The 16,717-nt window shown below is 55.1% G+C and carries 15 protein-coding genes, 1 riboswitch and 1 other annotated feature; of the genes, 3 read left to right on the forward strand and 12 right to left on the reverse strand.

Annotation, left to right across the window (positions count from 1 at the left end):
• Positions 1 to 68 precede the first annotated feature (68 nt).
• The 10 genes from ETC05_RS05645 to ETC05_RS05685 form a co-directional block, all read right to left on the reverse strand.
• On the reverse strand, positions 69 to 248 hold the full coding sequence (locus ETC05_RS05645; RefSeq protein ID WP_031407592.1) for a sporulation protein Cse60: 180 nt from the start codon (positions 246 to 248) through the stop codon (positions 69 to 71).
• A 449-nt stretch (positions 249 to 697) separates the two neighbouring features.
• On the reverse strand, positions 698 to 2,338 hold the full coding sequence (locus tag ETC05_RS05650) for a M4 family metallopeptidase (RefSeq protein WP_171660546.1): 1,641 nt from the start codon (positions 2,336 to 2,338) through the stop codon (positions 698 to 700).
• Positions 2,339 to 2,741: 403 nt separating this feature from the next.
• Positions 2,742 to 2,870: a hypothetical protein gene (locus ETC05_RS18055; RefSeq protein WP_256371102.1), complete on the reverse strand. Its 129-nt coding sequence runs from the start codon at positions 2,868 to 2,870 to the stop codon at positions 2,742 to 2,744.
• 15 nt (positions 2,871 to 2,885) lie between these two features.
• Entirely contained in the window at positions 2,886 to 4,160 is a 1,275-nt protein-coding gene (locus ETC05_RS05655) for a helix-turn-helix domain-containing protein (protein WP_171660547.1), read from the reverse strand.
• Between the two features lie 528 nt (positions 4,161 to 4,688).
• Positions 4,689 to 5,003, reverse strand: a complete 315-nt coding sequence (locus tag ETC05_RS05660) for a rhodanese-like domain-containing protein (RefSeq protein ID WP_031407587.1) — start codon at positions 5,001 to 5,003, stop codon at positions 4,689 to 4,691.
• Between the two features lie 153 nt (positions 5,004 to 5,156).
• Positions 5,157 to 7,574: a leucine--tRNA ligase gene (gene leuS / locus ETC05_RS05665; protein ID WP_171660548.1), complete on the reverse strand. Its 2,418-nt coding sequence runs from the start codon at positions 7,572 to 7,574 to the stop codon at positions 5,157 to 5,159.
• Between the two features lie 81 nt (positions 7,575 to 7,655).
• Positions 7,656 to 7,876, reverse strand: a binding site (T-box leader).
• A gap of 68 nt (positions 7,877 to 7,944) precedes the next feature.
• The gene (locus ETC05_RS05670) at positions 7,945 to 9,144 is read right to left on the reverse strand and encodes an MDR family MFS transporter (protein ID WP_171660549.1); all 1,200 of its coding nucleotides are present in this window, start codon (positions 9,142 to 9,144) and stop codon (positions 7,945 to 7,947) included.
• Positions 9,145 to 9,423: 279 nt separating this feature from the next.
• Positions 9,424 to 9,588, reverse strand: a complete 165-nt coding sequence (locus ETC05_RS05675; protein WP_031407584.1) for a hypothetical protein — start codon at positions 9,586 to 9,588, stop codon at positions 9,424 to 9,426.
• An 89-nt stretch (positions 9,589 to 9,677) separates the two neighbouring features.
• Complete coding sequence (locus tag ETC05_RS05680) at positions 9,678 to 9,941, reverse strand: YtzC family protein (protein WP_031407582.1); 264 nt, start codon at positions 9,939 to 9,941, stop codon at positions 9,678 to 9,680.
• A 61-nt stretch (positions 9,942 to 10,002) separates the two neighbouring features.
• Positions 10,003 to 10,338, reverse strand: a complete 336-nt coding sequence (locus ETC05_RS05685) for a hypothetical protein (RefSeq protein WP_171660550.1) — start codon at positions 10,336 to 10,338, stop codon at positions 10,003 to 10,005.
• On the opposite strand from ETC05_RS05685, the gene mnmM reads away from it, so the two are divergent.
• On the forward strand, positions 10,332 to 10,919 hold the full coding sequence (mnmM, locus tag ETC05_RS05690; protein WP_031407580.1) for a tRNA 5-(aminomethyl)-2-thiouridylate-methyltransferase MnmM: 588 nt from the start codon (positions 10,332 to 10,334) through the stop codon (positions 10,917 to 10,919). The genes ETC05_RS05685 and mnmM overlap by 7 nt on opposite strands.
• Before the next feature lie 57 nt (positions 10,920 to 10,976).
• Here mnmM and ETC05_RS05695 read toward each other — a convergent pair whose 3' ends face one another.
• On the reverse strand, positions 10,977 to 12,086 hold the full coding sequence (locus ETC05_RS05695) for a tetraprenyl-beta-curcumene synthase family protein (protein ID WP_031407578.1): 1,110 nt from the start codon (positions 12,084 to 12,086) through the stop codon (positions 10,977 to 10,979).
• 340 nt (positions 12,087 to 12,426) lie between these two features.
• Between ETC05_RS05695 and ETC05_RS05700 the strand changes: the two genes are divergently transcribed.
• Positions 12,427 to 12,957, forward strand: coding sequence for a gamma carbonic anhydrase (locus ETC05_RS05700; protein ID WP_031407577.1), 531 nt, complete (start codon positions 12,427 to 12,429; stop codon positions 12,955 to 12,957).
• 208 nt (positions 12,958 to 13,165) lie between these two features.
• Here the strand turns inward: ETC05_RS05700 and metK are convergent, their stop codons facing one another.
• A complete protein-coding gene (gene metK, locus ETC05_RS05705; RefSeq protein WP_031407575.1) occupies positions 13,166 to 14,380 on the reverse strand; it encodes a methionine adenosyltransferase in 1,215 nt (404 codons plus the stop codon).
• 129 nt (positions 14,381 to 14,509) lie between these two features.
• Positions 14,510 to 14,624, reverse strand: a riboswitch (SAM riboswitch).
• Positions 14,625 to 14,843: 219 nt separating this feature from the next.
• On the opposite strand from metK, the gene pckA reads away from it, so the two are divergent.
• Entirely contained in the window at positions 14,844 to 16,430 is a 1,587-nt protein-coding gene (gene pckA / locus ETC05_RS05710; RefSeq protein WP_171660551.1) for a phosphoenolpyruvate carboxykinase (ATP), read from the forward strand.
• The last annotated feature ends 287 nt before the right edge of the window (positions 16,431 to 16,717 follow it).

Here is a 16,717-nt window from a genome sequence, read left to right on the forward strand (position 1 = left end):
TTTTGCCGCGTGAAACGGATGTGGGCGCCAACGCCTCAACGATCCGGCGTCTTAGTCCATGTAAACGATCACGCCCGGTAAATGACCATGGCAGAGAAACAGTAAATTTGCTCGCCTTCCGATTCCATCGCCGCGACGCTGTATTTGACATCGATCAATTGCCCGTCTTTCAGGCGCGCTAAAAAGTCGTTGACCGCTGCTTCCAAATCTTTTTCATGTTCCTTGTCAAACACTTTGACTTTGTACATGGCGCTCCCCCCGTTTTCTTTTTCCTTTTCCACAAGGAGAGGGAAAGTCCTGCCCGACGCAACAAAAAACGCGCCCCAAAGGCCAGGGCGCATTCCATGCAGCCGGCAGCTTTCATCGGCGGTGGCTGCAGCGAGTCTAATCGACTCCTGCCGCACTGAAGGGAGGTTTTCTATAGATGCCATTTGAAGAAGCTGTCCCATTTGCCGCTTTTACCGAGATTGGATCGACTGTCGGGCGACCGAACCACGCCGCTTCCAGACCCATATATGGGTCTGTGAAGCAGGCGGTTGTTCGGTCTTCCGTCACGCCTTGGCGTGACGAAGGCAAGCCACAGGCTTGCCTTCGACAGTCGAAAATGGACAAACCGCTTTTCCGTCAAGGAGATGTTAAACTTCTTCGTTGCATCTATATAGAGGCTGCGTTATCTCCTGTTCCAGCTGCAGCGAGTTTAATAGACTCCTACGGCATTGAACGCCTGTTTCACCGAGTTCACTTCTTGGCTTGTCGAGCCGTACAAGTCAGCGGCAGCCTGAGTGCAGGCGGCGCGCAGCTGGCTGAAGGTTGACGTCGGCGTCAAATAGTAGACGAGCGCCCGATAGAAAATTTTCCCCATTTTGTCGCGGCCGATGCCGGTGACGCTCACGCCGTAGTGGGTGCCGCCTTGGCTGAGCAAATACGCCGCCTTATTGATGATGCCGCTGTTCGTATGGACGCCGCCGTTATCTTGCGTGCCGGTGTACCGCTTGGAATAATGATCCGGATCGCCGTATTTCGCCGGATCGGACATCGAGCGGAGTGCATCGCCGGTGATCCCAGGCGTGTAAATGTCTTCGCCGATCTCCCAGTCCGGGCTACGGTTGGAATAAAACTCCACGAGCGTGCCGAAAATGTCAGACATCGCCTCGTTGATGGCGCCGGATTCATTTTGGTAAACAAGCCCGGCCGTATAATCCGTCACCGCATGGGTCAGCTCATGCCCGACGACGTCAATGCCGCCGGAAAACGGCAAAAACGTCTGTCCGTCTCCATCGCCGTACACCATTTGCGAGCCGTTCCAAAACGCGTTGTTGTAGCCGCGTCCGTAATGGACGGTCGAACGGATGGCGGCGTTGCTGCCGTCATAGCTCAGACGGCCGTGCACATTTTTGTAGTAGTCGTACACGACGCCGGCGTAATAATGAGCATCCACAGCCGCCGCATCATAGCTGGCGAAAAATTGGTTGTCGCTATCGGCCCACAAGCTGCCGGGCAGCACGGTGCGGTTTCGTCCGTCATACGTAAAAATGCCGCTGCCGCGCGTATTGTCTTGCAAATAGTAGTAGCCGTAATACGAGGAATACGTCGTATTGATATATTTCTGATCTCCCAACACACCGCGGCCCACGCCGACCGTCGACGTGCCGGCGACCGGCTGCCCGCCGCCCGGCTTCGCCTCGTCTATTTGATTCCATTTATTCAATACTTTTCCATCTATGGCATCGATCATGTAGATCCAGTTGCCTGGGACAGGGGTTAAAAAGCGGACATTGACCTCATAGGCGAGACGCGGGGTTTCCCCATCCGGATAGATGACAAGCCGCGTTGGTTTTTCCTTCTCGCCCGCCGGCCGTTCTTTCGTCACCGTATCGGCCACATCTTGTTCCGCGATCATTTCCGCTTGTTGAACAGAAAGGGCGGCTGTTGTCTTCAATGCTCGTTGATCCAAATCCGGAATGAGCGCGCCCGACAAAGAGGACAATTCACCATCATGGACGTGGGCAACAAGCACGGCGCCATACACTGGGATGCCGTGATGACGCTGTTCAAACCGCATGACCGTATGGCCGAGTTCGTCCGTTTGGTTGCCGATCAGCGCCAGCCGTTCCCGGGCTTGTCCGCCAAGGCGGAATGTATTCTTCTCTTGATCGAGATAACGGTAAACCAATTCTTCTGGAGCCTCTTGGCCTTTCAACAGCGGGCCCGAAACGAACGACGGCGTCTTCCACTGTTCGTCCCATACCACGGATTTTTCCTTCGCCGAAGCGCCGAGCGGCCAAGCCATCAATCCAAACGCCAACCCGATCGCGCCAAGCATCGCCCGTTTGTTCATTCCCTTTACCCCTTTCTTTTTTAATAGTTTGATTATTCCTTTCAATCAAAATTTTATCTTAACATTGGTTGATTCGGTATTGGGAAAATGATTGGGCGACATACGGCCTGATCCGGCAGCCTATTTTCCGTTTTTCTCTCTTTGCGGCTTTCTGCCTGCGACAAAACAGCCAGAGTGAAACACGGCCGGCAGCGGGGGCTGCTAAACCAAAAGACTCATCCTTTTCGCTTGAGTCAACGGATTTCTGAAAGACGTCTTTCAGCGGCTGAAACAAAAAAACCGACTCATCCCCGCTTTCGCACCATGACGAAAACAGGGGACGGATCGGTTCGAAGAAGATCAAAAGAGCCATAAGGCCGCCTCATCCGACGCAGACAGGCAAAGCGTTCATCCGGCGTTCTTTTTATTGGGCGATCACCGTCGGCGGCGGATGCTCATCTTTAGCCGCTTCTTTCACCCCGATGCCCGGACCAAAAGCCGAAGCGAGGCCAAGGACGGCGAGAGCGACGATCACGATGACCCGCTTTTTCACAAGCTTCACCTCCTTTCAAACACCGGCTTGCGTTCGCAAGAGGGTGCAGCTTAGCTGATAATATTGGGCCGCCTGCTTGTATTGGCGCCTCCGCATATAACAATCCGCCAAATATTCGGCATACAACGATGCGTCGTCATACTCCTTCTTTTTTTGGAAATAGGGAATCGCCTCTTGTTTGAGCAGCCGCTCCAACGGTTCGTCTTCTCCGCTCAAAAGCAGCCGGTAAATGGAAAAATGCAAATAATACTCATAATGCTCGGACGCGCCGTTAGGGGCTTGTTCGAGCTGTTTCCACCCCTCCTCGACGGCCATCCACGCTTTGCGGTAATGCTTGGCCTCACAATGCACGCGCATGAGCGACAACAGCGTGATGAGCCGTGCATCCAGCGGGGCGTCCGCTTTATATATCAAGCTGTTCTCGTAATGTTGCACCGCCTCGCCATATTGGCGTTTCATTCCTTTCAAATGGCCGAGATTGTGTTCCACAATCCCGAGAAGCCGTCGATCGTCCACCATCCTCGCCGCCTTTTGGGCCAACAGGCAATGGTCAACCGCTTTGTCGATCTCCCCGCAGCGCCGGTAGCAAATCGCCAACAACACATGGCATTCGGCGCTCCGCCGCAAGTCGTATTCCACCTGGCTGAGCGCCAGCGCTCGCTCGGCGTAATGAAGGCATCGGAACCATTTCCACAGACGGCTGCATGCAAGCGCCAACAAGTAAGCCAAATCGGCCTCTTCTCCGCTCGTTTTCCATTCTCCCTTCAACCACTGTTCTGCCCTTTGATAACAATGCAAAGCGTCGTCATATTTTTCTTGACAATAATATAAAAGCCCAAAAAACTTCCAATAATAATAGCGCATGTCATCACTGAACGACCCATACCAGTCCCGCACGCTTTGCGCCGCCGTTTCCGCCCCCTTTTTGTCACCAAGAAGCAGAAAATACCGGATCCGCATCAGCTGAAAATAAATCATGGCTTCGGCATCCCTAGACTGCTCGCATCGCTCTTTGACCGTTTCATACAGTTCCTGCGCGGCAGGTTTATCACGGCTTGTCATCGCCTTGTACCACGACATCACCCATTCGAACCATGAAGGCGCTGTGTCGTTTCCGCCAAGGCGGATGTCGAGCCGTCGAAACAGCCATTCGAGCACCTCTTGGCTCGGGATGACTTGGTTGTTCTCAATTTTTGATAAATAAGAAACCGAAATAATGCCTTCAGCCGTTTCTTCTTGGGTCAGGCCTTTCATCAAACGGGCGAATTTCAAGCGGTCGCCGAGTTTCAACAGGGAGATCCTCCTTTGAACAATTGTCTGATTTTACCGAAAATTATATCCCTTCCTTTTTTTTCTTGCATCACACTTTGGTACTAAAACAAAATGGAAAAAGCGCCCCAAAAAACTGGGACGCTTTTTCGCTCGTGCAAGGCCGGCGACAACCCACCATTTCTTGAGCGGCGAGAAGAGCAACATTCAGAAAGTTTCCCTATTTGATTTCTCCATTTGAGAAGCGGCATGGGAGCCGCCTTCTTGTTGAATCACTAGCCTTCTCCCCCGCAGGCGGACCAGAGAAGCGCAAGCCGCCGACGCTTGAAAAGGCCGGCGGCAGCGAACCATTCCTTTGCCTCTTGACTGAACGGGGCTGTTCGGATGAATCCGTTTCCCATCCGCTGACGCTTCCCGGCATTTTAGTCTTGACGGAAAAGGTCCATGGGCAACGTTTTGCCAAATCCCGACTCACCGATGTGGGATTTTCGCAGAACAGAATCACTGAGATGACGGCCCGCCATGCTCTGTCCTTCGAGCCGGAAACGCTTATCGCTTCGGCACCGTTTCTCCTTCCCATTCCAGCATGCCGCCGGTCATGTTGCGGACGCGGTAGCCGAGCTCTTGCAAGTAGCGGCAGACGTTTTCGCTCCGCCGTCCGGAGCGGCAGACGAAAATGTATTCTTCGTTGCGGTCGAATTCCGCAAGCCGGGCAGGGATGTCGCCCATTTTGATATGCTTCGCGCCGGGGATCATGCCGAGAGCGACTTCCTCGTCTTCACGCACATCGACAATGTTCAGCTTTTCACCGCGTTCGAGTTTTTCCTTCACTTCCGCCGGCGTGATTTCCTTGATCTCTTCCATGGCAGATCGACCCCTTTCTCTCGCTTTTTCGACAAAAGGCAGCGGGGAAGGCGTCGATTCCTCCCCGCTTGCGCTGGCTATGCGGAAGCTGGTTCAAGATGATCGTTCCTTGACGCCGCGTGCGCCGTCTCAAGGCGGGCGGCCGCTTTTCCATCAATTAGCGACGATATTGACGAGCTTGCCGGGGACGGCGATCACTTTGCGCACCGTTTTGCCCGCAAGCTGCTCTTTGATTTTTTCATCGGCGAGCGCCCGCTCCTCGAGCGCTTCTTTCGACAAGTCGGCCGGCACGTGCAAACGCGAACGCACCTTGCCGTTGATTTGCACGACGATTTCCACGACGTCCTCGACCAACTTCGTTTCATCATACGTCGGCCATGGTTCATAGGCGATCGTGTCCGTGTGGCCGAGCTTTTGCCACAGTTCTTCGCCGATGTGCGGGCAAACCGGCGACAAGAGCTTGACGAACCCTTCCATGTATGCTTTTTTCATTTGCTCCGCTTTATACGCTTCGTTGATGAACACCATCAGCTGCGAAATGGCGGTGTTAAAGCGGAGCGCTTCGTAGTCTTCCGTCACTTTTTTCACCGTTTGGTGATAGACGCGCTCGAGCGTATCGTTCGCTGGTTCGTCGACGATGTTCGGGTTCAGTTCGCCATTCTCGGTGACAAAGAGTCTCCAGACGCGATCGAGGAAGCGGCGCGCCCCGTCCAGCCCTTTCGTCGACCAAGCGATCGACGCCTCAAGCGGCCCCATGAACATTTCGTACAGCCGCAAGGTGTCGGCCCCATGGCTTTCAATGATGTCGTCCGGGTTGACGACGTTGCCTTTCGATTTGCTCATTTTTTCGTTGTTTTCGCCTAAAATCATCCCTTGGTTGAACAACTTTTGGAACGGCTCTTTTGTCGGCACGATGCCAAGGTCGTAGAGAAACTTATGCCAGAAGCGGGCGTAAAGCAAATGCAAGACGGCGTGCTCCGCCCCGCCAATGTAGACATCGACCGGCAGCCACTTTTTCAGCTTTTCCGGATCGGCGAGCTGCTTGTCGTTGTGCGGGTCGATGTAGCGCAAATAATACCAGCAGCTTCCGGCCCATTGCGGCATCGTGTTCGTTTCGCGCCGCCCTTTTTTCCCGGTTTTCGGGTCGACGACGTTGACCCATTCGTCGATGTTGGCGAGCGGCGACTCACCCGTTCCCGACGGACGGATTTCATCCGTTTTCGGCAAGACGAGCGGCAATTCCTCTTCCGGCACCGGCGTCATCGTCCCGTCTTCCCAATGGATGATCGGAATCGGCTCGCCCCAGTAGCGCTGGCGGCTGAACAGCCAGTCGCGCAACCGGTACGACACTTTTTTCCGCCCCTTGCCGTGTTCCTCAAGCCAGGCGATCATTTTATCGATCGCTTCCTGCTTGTTCAAGCCGTTCAAAAACTCGGAGTGGATATGCTCGCCGTCGCCGGTGTACGGCCCGTTTTCGATATCGCCGCCAGCGACGACTTCTTTGATCGGCAAGTCGAACGTTTTCGCAAACTCGTAGTCGCGCTCATCGTGCGCCGGCACGGCCATGATCGCCCCGGTGCCGTAGCTCATCAACACGTAGTCGGCGATCCAAATCGGAAGCCGCTCGCCGGTGACCGGATGAATGGCGTACGCGCCGGTGAACACGCCCGTTTTTTCTTTCGCCAAATCGGTGCGCTCGAGATCGCTTTTGCTTTGAATTTCTTTCAAATAGGCGTCAACGGCCGGCTTTTGCTCCGGCGTGGTGATTTTCTCCACAAGCGGATGCTCGGGCGCCAAGACGGTGTACGTCGCGCCAAAGAGCGTATCCGGACGGGTCGTGAAGACGGTGAACGTCTCGTCATGGCCGTCGACGGCGAACTCGATTTCCGCTCCTTCCGAGCGGCCGATCCAGTTGCGCTGCATCTCCTTGATGCTTTCCGGCCAGTCGAGCTCCTCTAAATCTTCAAGCAGGCGGTCGGCGTACGCGGTGATTTTCAGCATCCATTGCCGCATCGGCTTGCGGATGACCGGATGCCCGCCGCGCTCGCTCCGGCCGTTGATCACTTCCTCGTTCGCCAGCACCGTGCCGAGCGCCGGACACCAGTTGACCGGCACCTCATCCATATACGCAAGCCCTTTTTCGTACAGTTTCAAGAAAATCCACTGCGTCCATTTGTAATAGTTCGGATCGGTCGTGTTAATTTCGCGATCCCAATCGTACGAAAAGCCAAGCGATTTAATTTGCCGGCGGAAGTTGTCGATGTTTTTTTGCGTAAACTCGGCCGGGTCGTTTCCAGTATCGAGCGCATACTGCTCGGCCGGCAACCCGAACGCGTCCCAGCCCATCGGATGAAGGACATTGTACCCTTGCATCCGCTTCATGCGCGCCAAAATGTCGGTCGCCGTATACCCTTCCGGATGGCCGACGTGCAAGCCGGCGCCGGACGGATACGGGAACATGTCGAGCACGTAAAACTTCGGTTTGTCGTCATCATCGGGCGTGCGGAACGTTTTGTTTTTCTCCCAATAGTCCTGCCATTTTTTTTCGATTTCGCGGTGGTTGAAGCTCATCGCAGCACTCCTCCTATCAAGATTCTGCTTCTACTTGCATCATGGACGAAAGTATGTACAAAAAAACCTCCCATCCCCACGCAAAGGGACGAGAGGCGCGCTTCCCGCGGTACCACCCTTTTTGGCGCGCACATGGCGCACCCGCTTTCTTCCTTAACGCGGATGGACGGCCGGCGCTGTCGATGACCGTTCACGCCGGCAACTCCGAGGCGAGTTCACGGGCCGACTTCGGTTGACTCGCACCATCCGTCAACTCTCTGCCGTCCGTCAAGCCCGCTACTGCTCCTCTTCACCGTTGTTCGCTTTGTTGTTTCGAATGGCAAACTTATTATTATTTTAAAAAATTTGTCGATCAATTGCAAGTTGAAACCTATATGGTCGCAGCCGTTTTTTCTCCCGCCTTTTCCGTCGGCCTCGGCAGCCAGCGGTCGTACAAAAGTGATGCGGCCACCGCCAACAGGGCAAACGCGACGAGCATCCCAATGAGCAGCTTCATTCCGAAGGCGTCAGCAATCCAACCACCGATGACCGGTCCAATCATCCGTCCGGCCGTGGCCGTACCGTTGACGATGCCTTGGTACAACCCAGCCTTCCCTTGCGGCGCCAATTCGTTCACCACTGCCGGAATCGCTGGCCAGACGATCATTTCGGCGATGGTGAGGACCACCATGGAGGCGGCAAACTCAACAAGGGAATCGGCGCCAAACAGCATCGCAAACGAGACGGCGAAAATGGCAAACCCGATCACCGTTTGTCGTTTCATCCCCGGCATGAAGCGGTGGATCACCCACGACAGCACGGGCTGGGCCAAGACGATCAACGCGCCGTTGATCGTCCAAAGCAAGCTGTACTGCCCGACCGGTATCTCGAGCTCGCGCGTATAGGCGGCGATCGTCGTCGACCATTGGACATAGCTTAACCAACATAGTCCATAGCCGGCGCAAAGGAGGGCGAGCGCCCAGCCCACGGCACGGGATGGCGCTTTTTCCGCTTCTGCCGGCCGTTTCGTTCGCGCCGGGGGCAAAAGCGGGATGCACCGCAATCCGACCGTGACGATCGCCAAAAACGCCGCATAAAGCAATAGATTGGCCAAAAACACGAACGAGAACGAATACGAAGCGACAAACCCGCCAAGCGCCGAACCGACGGCAACGCCGATATTTTGCGCGACATACAAGGCGTTGAACGCCCGCCGCCCCCCTTCGGGCCAAATCGCCCCGGCGTACGCCGACGCCGCCGGAAAGACGACGCCGCTGCCGATGCCGACAAGCGCCAAAAACACCGCATAATGCGGCCAGCCGTGCCAAACGTTCAACCCCGCAAGCGCGGCCATCGTCAACACCGCTCCGGCCAACAAAACGCGAAACCCGCCGATCCGGTCAAACAAAACACCGCCAACCAGGCTGCCGATGACGCTGCCGCCGGAGTTGAGCATCAGCACCGCTCCCGCCACCGCGAGCGGCTGATCGAGTTGTTCATGCAAATAAATGGTATTTAATGGCCATAAAAATGACGCCCCTGTTACATTGAGCGCCATACCGACGAGCAGCCACCAAAGAGCGCGGGGCATCGGTCATCATCCTTTTCATCGCTTTTCTTTTGATTCCCGAAATAATTGTAGGGGAAAACAGGAAAAAAAGCAATCAAAAAAGCGCCTAAAAACATCCATGAGCAAACGGTACTGCCCACCTTGGCATGAACATCACGACTCACCAACGGGTGATGTTCATGGAAACCACTCATGAGCAGGCCTTGTTCTCCACCTTGGCATGAACATCACGGCTCACCGACGCGTGATGTTTACAGAAAAAAGAGGCGGCTTGATGGCCGCCCCATCGTTCGGCATGACTCACCCATTGCGCTGCTTGGAGCGGATCGGCTGGCCGCCCGTTTGTTCGTACTGCTTTTTCGCCAGCTTGACCGGGTCGAAATCTTGACCGAGCTCGAGATCGTTATTGTTTTGGCCGTTGCGCGTTTTTTGTTCCGGGTTGGTTTGCTTGAGGCGTCGCTTCATGTCGTGTCCCTCCTCCCTTCGGTTTCCTCGTCGTTCTTGGCTTTCCCTTTGGCGGGTGTGAATGGCGGGGCTTTCAATTGCCGCTCGTCTCAGCGGTCAAGCAAGATCATTTCGTTTTGTAGCTGCTCAAGCTGGAGCCGCATCCGGTGCAGCTGTTCGCGCTGCTGGGCGTTGCAGCTGCGGGCGAGGTGCGCTAAATCAAGGACCGTTTGCTCTAGCATTTGCTGGGCGTTCGTATATTCAGTGATGTTGTAATGCTCCTGCTTTTGCGCTTCGGTATATTGTTCTTTCGCAAAGCGGATCACATCTTCACACCGCTGCAAAAACTCTTCAACCGATTGTCTTGTCGCCATGTGTTCACCCCTTTTCATCATGTTCCCTCATGTTTACTATGCGCCGCCCGCGGCAGTCGTATCACGCCAATGATTGGCAGGCGGTCGATCGCCGCTGTTGTATGGACGGCAATCGGCCGACCCGGTCTCGATGAAATGCCCTTCGGTCGTCGATGTTCGCCGTTGTCTCTGCGGCAACGGTTGGAGACTGCCAACGCCATTTCGACGGTCTGCAGTCGATTTTCCCTGTTGTTTTTGCTACAATGCCAACATCGGCGCCTTCGTTCCGTCCGATCCACTCAAAGCTTTTCGTCGCTCCGGCGCAGCGGATGGCCAAGCCGAAAGAACAACGATGCCGCCTGCCATCCGTGCCAGCGCCAACGATAAAACGATCGCAAGGAGGACCAACCGATGGCATTGATGAACATTTTGCCGTTTGCTCGTTTTTTGCTCGACCAAGCGGTCCATGAAGGCGACATCGCCGTTGACGCGACGGTCGGCAACGGTCATGACACCGTCTATCTCGCGGAACGCGTCGGCGGCAGCGGCCATGTTTTCGGTTTTGACATCCAACGCGAAGCCATCGCCGCGGCGTCCGCCCGCCTCGCCGAACACGGACTGCGCGAGCGGGCGACGCTGTTGGAACGAAGCCACAGTGAACTGCTTGACGCACTTCCCGCTGACGTGCACGGGCGGATCGCCGGCGCCGTGTTCAACCTCGGCTATTTGCCAGGCGGCAACAAACAGATCGTCACCAAGCCGGAATCGACGATCGAAGCGGTCCGCCAGCTGCTTTCCGTCATGAAGCCGGGCGGCGTCATCGTCCTTGTCGTCTACCACGGTCATCCCGAAGGAAAGCGCGAACGCGACGCGCTCCTTGATTACGTCCGCTCTCTTGATCAACGGCGCGTCCACGCTTTGAAATATGAATTCATCAATCGGCAAAACGATCCGCCGTTTTTGCTTGCGCTTGAGAATCGGGCAGATGGAGGCGCCTGATTCCGTCCGGTTCACCAACAAACCGCTGTCCTCGCCAATACAAGCAAACGGCCGCCCTTATGAAAAGGACAGCCGTTTTTGTGTTCCTTGCCAGAGGCGGTATGCCTTGCCGTTCCAGTAAAAAAACTGCGACGCCGCCCCGCCGGCGCGGACGAGCCGGCGCGCCAGCCGGCGCAGTCCGCGTTGCTTCTTCACCTTGGCATCCGACAAATACAACCCGAGCAAGCCGCGGTGGATGAGGCGATGAAACTCGCCGTGCGGGAGCGCGCCGACATGGCGGTCGGCCTCTTCGATGAAATGGCAAAGCCGCTCAAGCATCACCGTTTCATTCGGATAGTAAAAACAAAAGTTCAGGTCGCCGCCTTCCCGGTCTTCCTCTTGATCGATCAAATAGTCAAGCAAAATGTGCAGCCCTTGAATGTACGGAAAATAGCCGTCGCGCACTTGTCTCGCCATCTCCGGCGGCAGCGATTCGCCAAACGCATAGGCGACAAGGCAGAAAATGCCGAGCGTCGAACCGGAGCAGGCGGAAAACTCATACCATTCCATCGGCGGCAAGGCGGCTTTGTATTGCTCGAACCATTTCTCCAGCCGCGGCACCCGCTCGCTCGCTTCGACATGTTTATGCACTTGCAAGTCGCAATAATATCCGGCCAATTCATGCAAAAACGGGGCGACCGTCTCATAATGGCGCACCGTCTCGAGCACCTCTTGGCACGTGCGCACAAGCGCCGGCAAATAGCCACCGTCTTCCTGTTCTCGGCGATGGCGGTAATAGTTCGACGGCTCCGCGCCGATCGTCAAAGCGTCCGGCATCGAATCGTGCAAGGCGCGAAAGTCGAGCGGATCAAGCGAGGTGCTGCGGTCGCACAAATTATCCAAATAATCGCTGATCGTCTGGTAAGCAACGATAAAGCGGATGCAATCCTCCATGTTTTCTCCGGCCAAGAGCGCCAAAATGGAGCCGCCTTCGCAATGGAACGTTTTTGAGGCGATGCTCGCGAGCGCCTGGCGCCGCAATTCCGGGTCAGGAATGCGCTCAGCTTGGCGCTGCCAATAGGCAAGCTCACGGTGGACAAGCGGAAGCACGTCACGATACACCGTTTTCATCAAGGCGATGGGGTTTTTCGGAATGTTCAATCGGCTCACCTCAGGTGCAAACACCATGGTCTCGTCTCCTAGCATTTCCATCTTATCGGCAACCAAAATCGTTTCGCGTCTGAACAGCCTGCAATCTCGTTTTCCAGTATTGCCATCCCTGCAGCTGGGGCAAACCATAAAAGGGGTTGGCAATGAAATGAAAAAGCCGCTCAAAAACGGTTTTTCTCACGTTGAGAAGTTTTGTGAAATTCGGATCTTCTTTCCCTATCCCAATCACTCATCGGGCGAAAAGAAACATTTTTCACCAATCCCGATTAGGCGTGCTCGCTTTCGTTGGCGATTTGGACGCAGCGTTGTACAATACATGGTGAACGATCGATTTTGAAACGGAAAGGAACGAACGCCCATGATTTACCCATACAAAGGCAAAACACCGCAAATTGCCGCATCCGCCTTTATCGCCGACTATGTGACGATCACCGGCGATGTCACCATCGGCGAAGAGACGAGCATTTGGTTCAATACCGTCATTCGCGGCGACGTAGCACCGACGGTGATTGGCAATCGGGTCAATATTCAAGATAACTCAATTTTGCATCAAAGTCCAAACAATCCGCTTATTATTGAGGACGGGGTGACGGTCGGCCATCAAGTCATTTTGCACAGCGCCATCGTTCGCAAAAACGCCTTGATCGGCATGGGCTCGATCATTCTGGACCGTGCAGAAATTGGGGAAGGCGCGTTTATCGGCGCCGGCAGTTTGGTGCCGCCAGGCAAAAAAATTCCGCCCAACACGCTCGCCCTCGGCCGGCCGGCGAAAGTCGTCCGCGAACTGACGGAAGACGACATCCGCGAAATGGAGCGCATCCGCCGCGAATATGTCGAGAAAGGACAGTATTACAAAGTACTGCAACAACAGCGGGCCAATCAGACCTAACCGGCGCCAGCGGCGGGAAGGTTGCCCCCATCGCCAAGCCCCTGCAGGCGCGTCCCCTGGCACAAACAGGCCAACGACAGAGGCAAACGGCCGTTGGCGACCGCTCACCGATCGCAGGGCCATCCATTCCCAGCACACGCCTATGCCAAAACAAAAAATAAAAAAGAGGGCGGCCGGCTATCGCCTGTAGGCCACCCTCTTTTTTTCTTTATTGTTTGTTCGCCAACGCCAACGCTTGTTCTTTCAACAAGGCGGCTTTGTCGGTGCGCTCCCACGGCAGGTCGATGTCCGTGCGCCCGAAATGGCCGTAAGCGGCCGTCTGTTTGTAAATCGGACGGCGAAGGTCGAGCATTTTGATGATGCCCGCCGGACGGAGATCAAAGTTGTTGCGGACGACTTCAATTAAAATGTCTTCGGACACTTTGCCGGTGCCGAATGTATCGATCGAAATCGAAACCGGGCGGGCGACGCCGATCGCGTAGGCGAGCTGCACTTCGCACTTGTCGGCAAGGCCAGCTGCGACGATGTTTTTCGCGACATAGCGGGCCGCATACGCTGCCGAACGGTCGACTTTCGTCGGGTCTTTGCCCGAGAACGCGCCGCCGCCGTGACGGGCGTAGCCGCCGTACGTATCGACGATGATTTTCCGCCCCGTCAACCCGGCATCCCCTTGCGGACCGCCGATGACGAACCGTCCGGTCGGGTTGATGAAATAGTTCGTGTTCTCATCCAGCAGCTCCGCCGGCACGACCGGTTTGATCACATGTTCTTTAATGTCGCGCTGGATTTGCTCTTGCGTAATTTCCGGATGGTGCTGTGCGGAAACGACGATCGTATCGACGCGCACCGGTTTACCGTTTTCATCATATTCGATCGTCACTTGCGTTTTCCCGTCTGGGCGCAAGTACGGCAAGACGTCCGTTTTGCGCACTTCCGCCAAGCGGCGCGCCAAGCGGTGCGCAAGCGAAATCGGCAGCGGCATCAATTCTTCCGTCTCATTGCAGGCGAACCCAAACATGAGCCCTTGGTCGCCGGCGCCGATCGCTTCAATTTCCTCGTCAGTCATCTGACCTTCGCGCGCCTCGAGCGCTCGGTCCACCCCCATCGCGATATCCGGCGACTGCTCGTCAATCGACGTGAGCACTGCGCACGTATCGGCGTCAAATCCGTACTTGGCGCGCGTATAGCCGATTTCGCGAACCGTATCGCGGACGATGCGCGGAATGTCCACATACGTCGACGTCGTAATTTCCCCGCTCACGAGCACCAGTCCGGTCGTGACGCTCGTTTCGCAAGCAACGCGGGCGTTCGGATCTTTTTCCAAGATGGCATCCAAAATCGCATCGGAAATTTGGTCGCAAATTTTATCCGGATGTCCTTCGGTTACAGATTCTGAAGTAAACAAGCGGCGTTTGGCTGACATTCGGTTTGTTTCCTCCTCTTGGCATAATGTGGCGACACGGAACTCATTTCCCTTTTTCGCTTCGCAATATAAAAAACCTTTCCTGTAACGGCTGAGGAAAGGTCATGGCAATCGTATTGCTTCCTTTCACTCTTATCGTTCAAGGACTGCGCCTTGCCACAGGTTAGCACCATTTCACACATGTACAGTTGTGACGGTTGCTGGGCTTCATCGGGCCTGTCCCTCCGCCGGCTCGGGATAAGAGTATCCGTTCAATGACTTATCTTATCGCAATGGAATCGGCAAAGTCAACTATCGAAATTCATTTTTTATTATTTCCAGTCATGAACATTCTTTCCTCAAAGAAATCGACACATTGGGAAAAATAAAGTTTGAAAAACCCACACAATTAGTATGGACTATTAATAAAAATGTGTTATACTATTTTCAAGAGTGATTCTAATAAAGAAGGCAGGTTTTGAACATGGGGATTGCCAATATGACCAATAAACTCGATCTCTTGCTGCAAAAACCGTACGTCCACCACCAACTGTCCGTCGCTGAACTCGTCGAAAAAGTGCTGCAACGGAAGGAAGGTCGGCTGACGCACACCGGCGCCGTCGCCGTCACGACCGGCAAGTACACGGGGCGGTCGCCCAAAGACAAATACATCGTCGAAGAACCGTCAACGAAGCAAACGATCGACTGGGGGACAATCAACCAGCCGATGTCTCCGGAGACGTTTGATAAACTGTACGACAAAGTGCTCGATTATTTAATGAAAAAAGATGAACTGTTCGTCTTTAAAGGCTTTGCCGGCGCCGATCCGAAATCCCGGCTGCCGATTCAAGTCGTGAACGAATTCGCCTGGCACAACTTGTTCGTCCATCAGCTGTTCATCCGGCCAAGCGCCGAAGAGCTCGCCGCGCATGAACCGCAATTCACCGTCATTTGCGCGCCGAACTTTAAGGCGAATCCAGCTGTGGACGGCACGCGCTCGGAAGCGTTCATCATCATCTCGTTTGAACGCCGCGTCGTCCTAATCGGCGGGACGGAGTACGCCGGCGAAATGAAAAAATCGATCTTTTCGGTGATGAACTATTTGCTGCCGGAACAAGGCATCCTGCCGATGCACTGCTCGGCCAACGTCGGCCAGGAAGGCGACGTCGCCCTCTTCTTCGGCTTGTCGGGAACCGGGAAAACGACGCTCTCGACCGATCCGAACCGCCGCTTGATCGGCGATGACGAACACGGCTGGTCGAGCCGCGGCATTTTCAATATCGAAGGCGGCTGCTATGCGAAATGCATCAACCTATCGCGCGAGAAAGAGCCGCAAATTTTTGACGCCATCGGCTTTGGCGCCGTGCTCGAAAACGTCGTTCTCGACGACGCGACGCGGGTGCCGGATTACGATGACGGCACATTGACGGAAAACACGCGCGCCGCCTACCCGCTTCAAGCGATCAAAAACATCGTCGACCCAAGCGTCGCCGGCCATCCATCCACGATCGTGTTCCTGACGGCCGATGCGTTCGGCGTCCTGCCGCCGATCAGCAAGCTGACGCGCGAACAGGCGATGTATCATTTCTTAAGCGGCTACACAAGCAAACTCGCCGGCACGGAACGCGGCGTCACCGAACCGGAAGCGACGTTCTCGACGTGCTTTGGCGCGCCGTTTTTGCCGCGCCCGGCCGTTGAATACGCGAAAATGCTCGGGCAAAAAATCGCTGAGCACAACGTCCGCGTCTTTTTGGTCAACACCGGTTGGACAGGAGGGCCGTACGGTGTCGGCAGCCGCATGAAGCTCGCCTACACCCGCGCGATGGTGCAAGCCGCCGTCGAAGGAGAGCTTGACAACGTCGAAACCGTGCAAGACCCGATCTTCGGCCTCGCCATCCCGGCGCACGTCCCCGGCGTGCCGGACGACGTCTTGCGCCCGCAAAACACATGGGCTGACAAACAAGCGTACGAACAAAAAGCGAAAGAACTGGCGGAAAAATTCCGCGCCAACTTCCGAAAGTTCGCTCATATCGACCCAACGATCGAAAAGCTCGGCGGACCGCTCGTATAACGAACCCCCAGCCGGACAGGAAGCCGTTCCCTGTCCGGCTGTTTTTTTCTTTTCTTTCCTTTGCTTTGGACCTCCGATTTTGCCGCCTTCTCGCGAAAATCGGGAGGATTTTTTCATTCCGATGCCGAACGAATCCTTGACAAACAAGGAACATTTAGGAGTGAACTACCCCCACTTAATTTTCTAGCGAAAATTTGAAGTGGAGGCTTCCAAAGAAGTTTGACTGCTTCAAGCAATCCTTATTCTTTGAGGCGTGTCCACTTCGCCGCTAGAGCATAAGACACTCA

It is taken from the genome of Geobacillus sp. BMUD, from assembly GCF_013096845.1.
Lineage (GTDB): Bacteria > Bacillota > Bacilli > Bacillales > Anoxybacillaceae > Geobacillus > Geobacillus vulcani.